The following is a 12,111-nucleotide window of genomic DNA, read 5'->3' as shown; positions in this document are numbered from 1 at the left end:
CACGGTGTCGGTAACGCAAGCCCGTGCTTGCCTGAACGAGCGGACCTGGTGGAGCCGAGGGGAATCGAACCCCTGACCTCGTCATTGCGAACGACGCGCTCTCCCAACTGAGCTACGGCCCCACATCCGGTGACGCGTGGCTATAATGGTTCGCCCCGCGCCTATCCAGAGGAAAAATCAGTCGCCGCTGCTCGGCAATATCGTCGGCAGCACCGGCGGGTTGCTGGCCGGGGTTGCAGCACCAGGAGCGGTGTTCAAGGCCGGCTGGATGGCAGGCTGGGCCTGCCCCATCTGCGCGGCCTGGGCGGCCCGCATCTCGGGGCTGCCATAGAGCGCGATCCATTTCTGCAGGTCGCTCTGATAGCTCTCGTAGCTTGCATAGAAGCGGTCGAACACGCCCTCGAGCGTCGGCAGCGCGCGCACCGAAAAGGCGACCAGATCCTTCGACGGCAGTGCCACCGCTTCCTGGCCCAGGATCAGCGCGGCATTGCAGAAATCGCTCTTGACTGGGGGAAAGGCGAAGAAATTGTACACCTGGGTGTTCTCGGTATCGCGGATGCGCGCATAGCCGGTGCCGTAGCGCTTGCGATATTTCTCCTCGACGGTCCTGTTGATCCGGTCGAGCTCGCGCTTGTGCGTCTTGAGGAACTGGTTGTAATCGTCCGCGATCCGGAAATGCTCGGCATTCTGGCAATTGAGCGCGGCGACGTTGAACGCGGCGCGGAAATACCAGAGCTTTTCATTGTCATCGATGTCGCGCATCGGCGTGTCGCGCAGGCCGTCGGCGCGCAGCCCCGGGATCGCCATGGCGGTGACGGCATTCGATGGCGGGGTCGGCATGCGCGGCGGCGCGACCGGAACCGGGGGCGGCGGCGGTGCGACGGCGACGGGGGCGGGCTTGGCGCCGCCACAGGCCGAAATCAGGGTGGTAAGGCTGACCGTAACGGCCAGCAGAAGTGCACGGCTGGGGGCCATACGTGCCATGTTCAGTATCTCCCGGTGCACGCGCGGGGCCTTGGCTCTCTCGCACGCGTTCTCATGGGCATGGTTTATGCCCGCCAAGCGCCGATCTCAACACCAAAACGGTGAACCGTTAAAGGCTGGGTGACGACAGCCACCCAAAAGCCGGGATGAGCGGAGTCGCTCGAGCGGCGAGCCGAGTGAACCTTCGAAGCGCAAAAGAAAAGCCCGGCGGAAGGGGATCCGCCGGGCTGTCAGGGTTCCAGTGCTTTTCCGGACAGATCAGTCGCGACTGCCCATGATGCTCAGCAGCGCCTGGAACATATTGATGAAATCGAGATACAGGTTGAGCGCGCCCATGATGACCACCTTGCCCATCATGTCGCTGCCCGCGACCTGCCAGTACAGGCTCTTGAGCTTCTGGGTATCATAGGCGGTCAGGCCGGCGAAGATCAGGACGGCGGCATAGCTGATGACCAGGCCCATCACCGACGACTTGAGGAAGATGTTGAGCACGCTCGCCACAATCAGGCCGACGACGCCCATGATCAGGAAGCTGCCCCAGCCGGTCAGGTCCTTCTTGGTGGTATAGCCGAACAGGCTGAGACCCGCGAACGCCGCTGCGGTCGAGAAGAAGGCCAGCGCGATGCTCTCACCGGTATAGACCAGGAAGATCGTCGACATGCTGAGGCCCATCAGCGTGGCAAAGCCCCAGAACATCGCCTGGAGTGCGGGCGTCGAGAAGCGGTTCATGCCGAAGCTCATCGCCAGGACGATCACGAGCGGCGAGAAGATGATGACGTACTTGAGCAGGCCCGGGCCGAACATGATGTCTGCGGCCATGCCCGACTGGGCGAACAGCAGCGCGACGATGCCGGTCAGCAGGATGCCGCTGGTCATGTAATTGTAGATGGACAGCATGTACTTGCGCAGGCCCTCGTCCCGGGCCGCGCTAACACCGCCGGGCGCATTGATCGAACCGGCGCGCATGCGCTCCGCCGTGCGAGGATCAAAACGGTCAGCCATCGAAAGAGTCTCCTTTGCCCGGCATTGTTGCCGGATAGCCACAATATCGCCCCTGAAGGCAGAATTTTCAAGCGAAACCGGTTTTCCGTTCGTCGCGCCTTGCTACGATACAATCCTTACCATGCGATTGTTCCTTGCCCTTGTGCCTCCGATTGCCATTCGCGCGCTGCTGCTCGACCGGATGCAGGGGCTGGGCGCGGCACGCTGGCAAGGCGACGCGCAGTTGCATGCCACGATGCGCTTCATCGGCGAGACCGACCGGCACGGGGCAGACGCGCTGCTGCTCGCGCTCGGCGCGGAACGCTTCACGCGGATCGAGGCGCGGCTTGACGGCTTTGGCTGGTTCGACCGCAAGGGCCGGGTCGATCAGCTCTGGGCTGGCCTCGCCCCGCGCGATCCGCTGGCGGCATTGCACGCGCGGCTCGATCGGCTGTGCGTGCGCGCCGGCTTCGAGCCCGAAGCGCGCAAATATGTGCCGCATATCACGATCGCGCGCTTTGCCCGCAGCACCGCGCCCGATCCGGCAGGGGTCGCCGCCTGGATGGCATCACAGCCACCGCTGCCGGGCGACCTGTTCGGCTTTGACGCGCTGCTGCTGATGCAGAGCCATTTGGGGCATGACGGAAGCGTCTATGAGGTGATCGCCGCCTTCCCGCTGCGCGGCTGAAGCATCAGGGCTGGAAGGCGGCCACGATATCCGCCGTGACCCGCGCCGGGCGTCCGGTCGCCTTGTCGAGCATCGCCCAGGTCGAGATGGCCATCACGATGTCGCGCCCGTTCGCATCGGCGAACGCGGCATGGCGGGCAAAGCGCGCGCCCTTGGGCGTTCCGGGCACCCAGGTCCGGCCGATTGCGGTCTCGCCCAGGCCGATATTGCCGCGATAATCGATCTCGTGCCGCACGATCACCCAGAAATAGGCGGCCACATGCGCGGGATCGGCGGCTTCATTCCAGTGCGCGACCGACAGCTCCTGCAGCCACTGCACCCAGACGGCATTGTTGACATGGCCGAGTTCATCGATGTGCTGGGGCTGGGCGGTGAAGGGGAGGGAGAAGGTGGTCATGGGGGGCTTCTTGCCAAACCCTTGTCCATTTGTCCCGACCGAAGTCGAGGGACGTAATCCCGAACGGTTGTGCAAGGTCCCTCGACTTTAGTTTACCCTGAGCGGCTGGCTTGCCAGCCAGCCGAAGGGCTCGGGACGAACGGGGGGTAGGTGTGAAATGGAATGGACACAAAAAAGCCCGGCTGACATCTCGCCAGCCGGGCCTTTCGTTCAATCCGCGTTGGTATCGCTTTCCTTCTTCGCCGATCCGCGCGCCTTTTTGGGCTTGCCCGCCTTGGGCGGTGCGGGGACGATCTCGAAGGCCATGGCGCCGTCCTTCATATGGACATTGACCTCGCCACCCTGGACCAGCTTGCCGAACAGCAGCTCTTCCGCCAGCGGCTGCTTGATCTTCTCCTGGATGAGCCGCGCCATCGGACGGGCACCATAGAGACGATCATAGCCGCGTTCGCACAGCCAGTCGCGCGCTTCCTGGTCGAGCCGGATATGCACGTTCTGATCGGCCAGCTGCAGTTCGAGCTGCAGGATGAACTTGTCGACCACACGGGCGACCACCTCGGTTCCGAGATAGCCGAACGGCACGATGGCATCGAGACGGTTGCGGAATTCGGGGGTGAACATCTTCTTCACCGCCTCGTCCGACGCATCCTCGCGGCTGACATCGCCAAAGCCGATGCCCTCGCGCGCCATGTCCGCCGCGCCCGCATTGGTCGTCATGATCAGCACGACATTGCGGAAATCGACGGTCTTGCCGTGGTGATCGGTCAGCTTGCCATTGTCCATCACCTGCAACAGGATGTTGAACAGGTCCGGATGCGCCTTCTCGATCTCGTCGAGCAGCAGCACGCAATGCGGCTGCTGGTCGATCGCATCGGTGAGCAGACCGCCCTGGTCATAGCCGACATAGCCCGGAGGCGCGCCGATCAGCCGGCTGACCGAGTGGCGCTCCATATATTCGGACATGTCGAACCGCTGCAGCGGAATGCCCATGATGTTAGCAAGCTGCCGTGCAACCTCGGTCTTGCCGACGCCGGTCGGGCCGGAGAACAGATAGTTGCCGATCGGCTTGTCGGGATCGCGCAGGCCCGCGCGGCTGAGCTTGATCGCGCTCGACAGCACCTCGATCGCCTTGTTCTGGCCGAAGACGACGCGCTTCAGATCACGCTCGAGATGCTCGAGCACCTTCTTGTCGTCCTTCGACACCGACTTGGGCGGGATGCGCGCCATCGTCGCGATCACGCTCTCGATCTCGCGCGCGGTGATGATCTTGCGCCGCTTGGCGGGCGGCACCAGCATCTGCATCGCGCCGACCTCGTCGATCACGTCGATCGCCTTGTCGGGCAGCTTGCGGTCGTTGATATAGCGCGCCGACAGCTCGACCGCGGTCTTGATCGCATCGGGCGTGTACTTGACCTTGTGATGGTCCTCGAACGCGGTGCGCAGGCCCTTGAGGATCTTGATCGTGTCCTCGATCGTCGGCTCGTTCACGTCGATCTTCTGGAACCGGCGCAGCAGTGCGCGGTCCTTCTCGAAATGGTTGCGGAACTCCTTGTAGGTGGTCGATCCGATGCAGCGGATGGTGCCGCTGGACAGCGCAGGCTTGAGCAGGTTCGACGCGTCCATCGCGCCGCCGCTGGTGGCCCCTGCACCGATCACGGTGTGGATCTCGTCGATGAACAGCACCGCGTGCGGCATCTTCTCGAGCTCGGAGACGACCTGCTTCAGCCGCTCCTCGAAATCGCCGCGATAGCGCGTGCCGGCGAGCAGCGCGCCCATGTCGAGCGAATAGATCACCGCCTTCTGCAGCACTTCGGGAACGTCGCCCTCGACGATCTTGCGCGCCAGACCTTCGGCGATCGCCGTCTTGCCGACGCCGGGATCACCGACATAGAGCGGATTGTTCTTCGAACGGCGGCACAGGATCTGGATGGTGCGGTCGACCTCGGGCCCGCGTCCGATCAGCGGATCGATCTTGCCGGCCTGGGCGCGCGCGTTCAGATTGACCGTGAATTGGTCGAGCGCGCTGTCCTTCTTCTGCTTGGCGGCAGCGTCCTGCTTCTCTTCCTGCGGTTCCTCGGCCCCGCGCACGCTACGCTGTTCGACCGGCTGACCGCCCTTGCCGATGCCGTGGCTGATATAGCTCACCGCATCGAGACGGCTCATGTCCTGCTGCTGCAGGAAATAGACGGCATAGCTTTCGCGCTCGGAGAACAATGCGACCAGCACGTTCGCGCCGGTGACGACATCCTTGCCCGAGGACTGGACGTGCAGGATCGCACGCTGGACCACGCGCTGGAAGCCGGAGGTCGGCGCAGGGTCGGTCTTTTCGGCGACCTTGAGCGAGTCGAGCTCATTGTCGAGATAATGGGTGACGGCATCGCCCAGTTCGCCGAGGTCCACGCCGCAGGCCTGCATCACCTGCGCGGCATCGGCATCGTCGATCAGTGCGAGCAGCAGATGTTCGAGCGTGGCATATTCGTGACGGCGATCGGCGGCATTGTGCAGCGCCTGATGCAGCGTCTTTTCCAGCGATTCGGCAAAGGATGGCATATTGCGATACTCCGCAGCGGGCGAGATACCCGCCTTCTTATTCAATTCGCCCGGAAAAAAGGGCCGGGCCCCTTATCGTCAAGCGCCTCTTTGCCATTGCCCCTATCCACTCCGGGGCGCTCCACGTGCACCAATATAGGACGGCATTCGGGCAAATCCAGCAGGCTCAAAGCCACTCGTCGCGAATAATCGCAGCAAGAGCCGTGCCAGATGAACGGCACCTGCGTGAATGTCGGATGCGCCGTTCGGGCTCAAAGCCTGCAGGCGGTGCTCAGCTCTTGCGAAACAGCGCTTCCGCGCTCAGCCGGTGCTGCGCGGCAAAGGCCTTGCGCGCTTCGCACCGGGCGATCTCGGCCCGGCACAGCGCAATCCGCGCGTCCAGTTCGTCCAGCGAATAGGCATCGATATCCTCGCCGCCCAGTTTCTGGGCAGCATCTGCGCGCAACCGCGCGAGGCTTTCGTCGGGCTCCATGGGACTTATTGTTGACCCCGGTGCCTTAGCTGTCAATATGGGGTTTACAGATGTTGACGGTTTGGTCCGTGAACGGGGGGAGCACCAGGTCATGACGACCCTGGAAATGGCGAAAGTAATTCCGGCGACCATGCGTGCCGTCGATTATGCCGAGCCGGGCGGGCCGGAAGTACTGGTGGCCGGCGAGACACAAGTTCCGGTGCCAGCAGCTGGCGAGCTATTGATCCGCGTCGCCGCCGCCGGCGTGAACCGGCCCGATGTCATCCAGCGCCAGGGCTTCTATCCGCCGCCGCCGGGTGCTCCGCACATCCCCGGACTGGAGATTGCCGGAACGGTGGTGGCCGCTGGCCCCGATACCGACGATGCGCTGATCGGCCAGCCGGTCTGCGCGCTGGTCGCAGGCGGCGGCTATGCCGAATATTGCCTCGCCCGCGCGGACCACTGCCTGGTCGTGCCCTCGGGCATATCGATGGTCGAGGCGGCCGCGCTGCCCGAAACGCTGTTCACCGTGTGGCACAACCTGTTCCAGCGCGCCTATGCCCGCGACGGCGAGACGGTACTGGTCCATGGCGGTACCAGCGGCATCGGCACGATGGCGATCAAGCTGTGCAAGCTGTTCGACCTCAAGACCATCGTCACCTGCGGCAGCGACGACAAATGCGCCGCAGCGCTCGATATCGGCGCGACGCACGCGATCAATTACAAGAGCCATGATTTCGTCGAGGAGGTCCAGCGCCTCACCGACGGCAAGGGCGTCGAGATCGTGCTCGATATGGTGGGCGGCAGCTATTTGCCGCGCAACATGGCGTGCCTGGCCGATGATGGCCGCAATGTCACCATCGCGGTGCAGGGCGGCATGAAGGCGGAAATTTCGGTGCTCGAGATCATGCGCCGCCGCCTGACGCTGACCGGTTCGACGCTGCGCCCGCGCTCGAACGGCTTCAAGGCGCTGCTCGCCGACGAGATTGCGCGCGAGGTCTGGCCGCTGGTCGCAACCGGCGAGCTTTCGCCGATCATCCACAGCCGCTATCCGCTGCACGAAGCCGCCAAGGCGCACGCGCAGATGGAATCGGGCGATCTCATCGGCAAGATCGTGCTGGAGATCGGCGAATAGTCCGCCCACTGTCATCAAGTCGTCATCGCTAGGCGATTCCAGTTGTCACATTAAACCGCCATTGGCGTGGTCCCGAGGATGCAATATCCGCAAGGGAGCAAGCGCCACATGGCCCTCGACGATTTCAGCGATAGCATTGGCAGCCTGCTGGCAAGGGTGGCCGATGGCGATGATCTGGCGGGCGGCGATTTTGCCAACGTCACCGGCTTTCCGGGCGGCCAGCCCTATGTCCCCGAACCCCCGGCCGATGCGCGCCGCCGCTATCGCACCGTGTGGATTTCCGACGTTCACCTCGGCACGCGCGGCTGCAATGCGCAAATGCTCATCGACTTTCTCGACCATGTCGACAGCGACACCATGTATCTGGTCGGCGACATCATCGATGGCTGGCGGCTGAAGAAGAAATTCTACTGGCCCGCCGCGCACAACGACATCGTCTGGCGCATATTGAAGCGCGCCAAGCGGGGCACGCGCATCGTCTACATTCCCGGCAATCATGACGAGATGTTCCGCCAGTTCAGCGGGCTCAATTTCGGCGGCGTCGAGATCCGGCGCGCCGCATTCCACGAGACCGCCGACGGCAAGCGGCTGATGGTGCTGCACGGCGACGAGTTCGACACGATCATGCTCGCGCACCGCTGGCTCGCGTTCGTCGGGGACACGCTCTACCATCTGCTGATGAGCCTGAACATCGGCGTCAACTGGGTGCGCCAGCGCTTCGGCCTGTCCTATTGGTCGCTCTCCAAGATGGCCAAGCACAAGGTCAAGAACGCGGTCGAGTTCATCTCGCGCTTCGAGCAACTGGTCGCGCGCGCCGCAGCCGAGCGCGGTGTCGACGGCGTGGTCTGCGGTCATATCCACACCGCCGAGATCCGCGAGATCGGCGGGGTCGAATATTATAACGACGGCGACTGGGTCGAAGGCTGCACCGCTTTGGTCGAGCATTTCGACGGACGCATGGAAGTGCTCCACTGGGCCGAGATCATGAAGGAGCGCCAGGCGGCAGAGGCCGAGGCGCGCATGCGGCAGAATCTGGAACCGGTGGCAGCCTGATCCAGAATGGTGCGACAGCGGAGGACAGCATGCAGCCCGGCATGAAGATCGCGATCATCACCGATGCCTGGGCGCCGCAGGTCAACGGCGTGGTGCGCACGCTCACCGCGGTGACCGAGCGTCTGCGCGGACTGGGCCACGAGCTGCTGGTCATCTCGCCCGATCAATATGCCTCGATCCCCTGCCCGTCCTATCCCGAGATACGGCTCGCGCTGACCACGCGCTTCGGCATCGGCGCGCGGCTGAGCGAGTTTGCGCCCGATGCGGTGCACATCGCCACCGAAGGGCCGCTGGGCATTGCCGCCCGGCGCTTCTGCCTCGATCATGGCTATCCCTTCACTACTGCCTATCACACCCAGTTTCCCGACTATCTCGCGCGCCGCACTGGGCTTCCCGCCGCGATGTTCTGGCCGTTCATCCGCTGGTTTCACGCCCCGGCCCATGCGATCCTGGTATCGACCGAGACGGTGCGGGCGCAGCTGCGCGAGCAGGGGCTGGGCCAGGTGGTACACTGGGGTCGCGGCGTCGATCTCGGCTGTTTCGGGCCCCACGCCCCCCGGCCCGCGCTCTATGCCGAGCTTGCGGGGCCCATCCAGCTCTATGTCGGCCGCGTCGCGGTCGAGAAGAATATCGAGGCGTTCCTGTCGAGCCGCCATCCGGGATCGAAGGTGGTGGTGGGCGATGGCCCCGCGCGCGAGGCGCTGGCACGGGCGTATCCAGACGCGCATTTCGTCGGCGCGCAATCGGGCGCGGCGCTGGCGGGCTATTATGCGGGCGCGGACGTGTTCGTCTTCCCCAGCCGCACCGACACCTTCGGGCTGGTGATGATCGAGGCGCTCGCCTGCGGTACCCCGGTGGCAGCCTTCCCCGTTTCCGGCCCGCTCGACGTGCTGTCGCCGGGCGCGGGCGCGATGCACGCCGATCTCGACACCGCGATCGCCGCCGCGCTCAGCCTGAACCGCGCCGATTGCCTGGCCGCGGGGCGCAGCTTCACCTGGGATGCCAGCACCCGCCAGTTCCTGAACGCCCTGGTACCGATCACCGCGCGTCTCGCCATGGCGGCCTGACGATCGCTCGCATTTCCTCAAATAGTATAGTATGCAACATCCGGGTCGCCCCAGACAGTCAGTTCAGCATGCAGGGGTGATATGCAAACAGCCACGTTCTTCCGGGTGATACTGCCGTGCGCGCTTGCGCTGGGCGGCGTGATGTTCACAGGCCACCAGGCGCTCGATGCCGCAGACCATTTCGATCCGCCTGCTCGAACGGGATCGGACACCAACACGGTGGGATTCGACGTCGCCGCCGACATTGCCGATCTCTACGCCTTTCACGACGCCAACAATGTCTATCTGTCGATCGGCTTCGGTGGCCCGTCGGCGACCAACCTGCCGGGCTTCTACGATCCCGATGTCCTGTACATGATCAACATATCGAATGCCGGATCGCGCACCGATGTGGAGTTTCCGATCGAGATCCGCTTCGGGCGCGACGGGGCCAATCCGGGGATCGAGGTCCGCAATCTGCCCGGGGCCAGCCTGGTTCGCGGTCCGGTCGAACGCAACCTGACCACCCCCAACGGCATAACCGTGCGCGCCGGGCTGTTCGACGATCCGTTCAACTTCGATCCGCAGGGGCTGCGCGATTCGCGCGCGACGGGGAACTTGTCGTTCAACAACGCGCGCAATCGCTTCGCCAATCTCAACACCACCTTCGTCGTCATCTCGATCCCGCGCAGGCTGCTCGATCAGGGCCAGCCGCTCGATATCTGGTCGACCTCGGCCCGGATCAGGAGCTGAAACCATGACCCGGAACCGCACACCGCGCGCGCTCGCCTCTGCCCTTGCCATATCTGCGTTGCTTGCGGGCTGCGGCAGCAACGAGCCGCAGACCAATACGATCGTGATCCCGCCGGTCGCGGTCGCCCCCGCGCCCGCGCCGACCCCGCCGCCGCCGACCAGCTTCGATGTCGGCCCCTGCCTCAACCAGACCGTCGTTCCCGGCCGGACCGTGGCGAATCTGGTGGTCCCCGATCTGCTCCGGCTCGATCTCAACCAGCCGGCAGGCTTCCCCAACGGCCGCCGGTTCGAGGATCCGGTAGTCGATGTGACCCTCGCGGTCATTTTCCTCGATCTCGCCCGGCACCCCGCGACCACCTTTGCCGCGCTGCCGGTCAACCCCAACACGCTCGACCAGCCGCTGCCCACCAGCTTCCCGTTTCTGGCCGCGCCGCTCGGCAGCCCGCCGACATCGGGCGGTGCGGGGACGAACTTCACCTTCCGCAGCGATCTGCCCTCGGCCTATCGGCGGGTCGATCGTGCCGGCATGCCAGCGGTGGCGACCGCGCTCGTCTCCGGCAACCCGTTCAAGAACGAGTATAACGACGACACCCCCGCGATCGACGCGACCGGCAAATGGGTGCCTGAACTCAGCAGCACGCTGACCATCCTGACCAATGCGCTGGCCGACGATTTCGGTCGGCTGGGCCTGAGCATCTGCGCGCGACCCAATGGCTGAGGCAGGTGCGGTGGGCGAGGTCGGCCTGGCAGCACGGCTGTCACCCTGGAAATGGTGGATCATGGCGCTGCTGGTCCTGGCAGGCGTCTGGACGATCGACGCCTGGAATGACGCCAAGCCCCTGCCAGAGCCGATCGCGTGGCAAGCTTCGCCCTATTCGGGCAGCGGCCCGCCGCTGAGCTATGCCGAGGCGATGCGGCGCAGCCGGACAGCGATCGCCAATGCCCGCAAGGCGGCCGAGGCGGGCGCGGACCAGTGGCTGATGCATGAAATCCATGCCAGCGAGCTGATGGCGCGCGCCCAGCTTTCGGGCGATTATCGCGACTATGCCGCTGCCCAGGCTGCGCTCGACAAGGCCTTTGCGGTCGCGGTGAAAGGCAGCGGACCGCACATGATGCGCGCCGCGCTCGATTTCAGCATGCATCGCCTGGCCGCCGCCGAAGCGCAGCTGGCGGCCACCGATGCCTATGCGGTTCCGCCCGATGCGGGCGACCGCGCCGAGATCGAAGCGATGCGCGGCGACATCGCCTTCTATCGCGGTGATTATGACAGGGCCTGGGCGCTGTATGACGCGGCCGACCGGCTGGTGCCGGGTTCGGCCAACTTCCGCCGCGCGATCTTTGCCGCGCGCACCGGCAAGGTCGATCTGGCCGACGCCTATCTGACCGAGGCGGAAAAGGCCTATCGCTCACCCACACCGCAGACCCGATCGTACATGCAGCTCCAGCGCGGCATTCTCGATCTCGACCAGGGTCGGCTCATTGAGGCCATGGTGCATTTCCGCGAGGCCGACCGGCTGTTCCCCGGCCGCTGGCTGATCGAAGAGCATATCGCCGAGGTGCTTGCGCTGCAGGGCAAGACCGGTCAGGCGGAAACGCTGTATCGCGATATCGTCCGGCGCACCGGCCATCCCGAGTTCATCGATGCGCTGGCCGCGATCGTCGAGGCGCGCGGCGACAAGGCCCAAGCGCAGCGGCTCTACGCCCGCTCGTCGACCATCTGGGCCGAGCGGCTGAAGCTGTTCCCGGAAGCGACCTATGGTCATGCAATCGACCATTGCATGGCGAAGCGGGACTGGTCCTGCGCGCTCAGGCTTGCGGAGGCCAATCATCAGGCACGCCCCTATGGCGAAGCGAAGATCAAGCTCGCCGCTGCCCTGCTCGCGAACAGCCGGATCGATGAGGCACGCGCCCTGATCGACACCGTCCTTGCCTCCCGCTGGCGCACCCCCGATCTGTATTCTACCGCCGCCGCCATCTACGATGCGAGCGGCCTCACCCGAAAGGCGGCAGAGTTTCGCCGCACGACCCCGCTCTCCTCAGATTGAAGTTTAATCAAGTTGCCTTGTCCTCGGG

12 protein-coding genes and 1 tRNA gene are annotated in these 12,111 nt (G+C 64.7%); 7 read left to right on the top strand and 6 right to left on the bottom strand.

What is annotated here, in order from left to right; genetic code table 11:
• Window positions 1-46: 46 nt before the first annotated feature.
• From OPU69_RS03355 to OPU69_RS03345, 3 genes are all read right to left on the bottom strand, one after another.
• Window positions 47-122 (bottom strand) — tRNA-Ala (locus tag OPU69_RS03355).
• Window positions 123-177: 55 nt separating this feature from the next.
• Window positions 178-984: a hypothetical protein gene (locus tag OPU69_RS03350; protein ID WP_156439006.1), complete on the bottom strand. Its 807-nt coding sequence runs from the start codon at window positions 982-984 to the stop codon at window positions 178-180.
• Window positions 985-1,242: 258 nt separating this feature from the next.
• On the bottom strand, window positions 1,243-1,986 hold the full coding sequence (locus OPU69_RS03345) for a Bax inhibitor-1/YccA family protein (RefSeq protein WP_060979255.1): 744 nt from the start codon (window positions 1,984-1,986) through the stop codon (window positions 1,243-1,245).
• Window positions 1,987-2,107: 121 nt separating this feature from the next.
• On the opposite strand from OPU69_RS03345, the gene thpR reads away from it, so the two are divergent.
• Window positions 2,108-2,653 (top strand): RNA 2',3'-cyclic phosphodiesterase, encoded by a 546-nt coding sequence (thpR, locus tag OPU69_RS03340; protein ID WP_498509338.1) that lies wholly within the window; start codon window positions 2,108-2,110, stop codon window positions 2,651-2,653.
• 4 nt (window positions 2,654-2,657) lie between these two features.
• Here the strand turns inward: thpR and OPU69_RS03335 are convergent, their stop codons facing one another.
• The 3 genes from OPU69_RS03335 to OPU69_RS03325 form a co-directional block, all read right to left on the bottom strand.
• Window positions 2,658-3,050 carry an acyl-CoA thioesterase gene (locus OPU69_RS03335; RefSeq protein ID WP_498509337.1) on the bottom strand — a complete coding sequence of 131 codons (393 nt, stop codon included), beginning with the start codon at window positions 3,048-3,050 and terminating at the stop codon, window positions 2,658-2,660.
• A 210-nt stretch (window positions 3,051-3,260) separates the two neighbouring features.
• The gene (gene clpA, locus OPU69_RS03330; protein WP_498509581.1) at window positions 3,261-5,600 is read right to left on the bottom strand and encodes an ATP-dependent Clp protease ATP-binding subunit ClpA; all 2,340 of its coding nucleotides are present in this window, start codon (window positions 5,598-5,600) and stop codon (window positions 3,261-3,263) included.
• A 271-nt stretch (window positions 5,601-5,871) separates the two neighbouring features.
• Entirely contained in the window at window positions 5,872-6,072 is a 201-nt protein-coding gene (locus OPU69_RS03325; RefSeq protein WP_066043999.1) for a DUF1192 domain-containing protein, read from the bottom strand.
• 91 nt (window positions 6,073-6,163) lie between these two features.
• Here OPU69_RS03325 and OPU69_RS03320 point away from each other — a divergent pair, with 91 nt between their 5' ends.
• The 6 genes from OPU69_RS03320 (at window position 6,164) to OPU69_RS03295 (ending at window position 12,083) form a co-directional block, all read left to right on the top strand.
• The gene (locus OPU69_RS03320; RefSeq protein WP_066044002.1) at window positions 6,164-7,186 is read left to right on the top strand and encodes an NAD(P)H-quinone oxidoreductase; all 1,023 of its coding nucleotides are present in this window, start codon (window positions 6,164-6,166) and stop codon (window positions 7,184-7,186) included.
• A gap of 108 nt (window positions 7,187-7,294) precedes the next feature.
• On the top strand, window positions 7,295-8,239 hold the full coding sequence (locus tag OPU69_RS03315) for a UDP-2,3-diacylglucosamine diphosphatase (protein ID WP_498509336.1): 945 nt from the start codon (window positions 7,295-7,297) through the stop codon (window positions 8,237-8,239).
• A gap of 41 nt (window positions 8,240-8,280) precedes the next feature.
• Window positions 8,281-9,306: a glycosyltransferase family 4 protein gene (locus OPU69_RS03310; RefSeq protein ID WP_498509580.1), complete on the top strand. Its 1,026-nt coding sequence runs from the start codon at window positions 8,281-8,283 to the stop codon at window positions 9,304-9,306.
• A gap of 81 nt (window positions 9,307-9,387) precedes the next feature.
• The gene (locus tag OPU69_RS03305; protein ID WP_066044006.1) at window positions 9,388-10,038 is read left to right on the top strand and encodes a hypothetical protein; all 651 of its coding nucleotides are present in this window, start codon (window positions 9,388-9,390) and stop codon (window positions 10,036-10,038) included.
• Window positions 10,039-10,042: 4 nt separating this feature from the next.
• Window positions 10,043-10,756 (top strand): DUF4331 family protein, encoded by a 714-nt coding sequence (locus OPU69_RS03300; RefSeq protein ID WP_066044010.1) that lies wholly within the window; start codon window positions 10,043-10,045, stop codon window positions 10,754-10,756.
• Entirely contained in the window at window positions 10,749-12,083 is a 1,335-nt protein-coding gene (locus tag OPU69_RS03295) for a tetratricopeptide repeat protein (protein WP_498509335.1), read from the top strand. Before OPU69_RS03300 ends, OPU69_RS03295 begins: the two co-directional genes overlap by 8 nt.
• Window positions 12,084-12,111: the final 28 nt, after the last annotated feature.

The organism is Blastomonas sp. 34TW, from assembly GCF_059803595.1.
The sequence above is the reverse complement of the archived record's forward strand: the minus strand, read 5'-3'. Positions and strand labels throughout refer to the sequence as shown.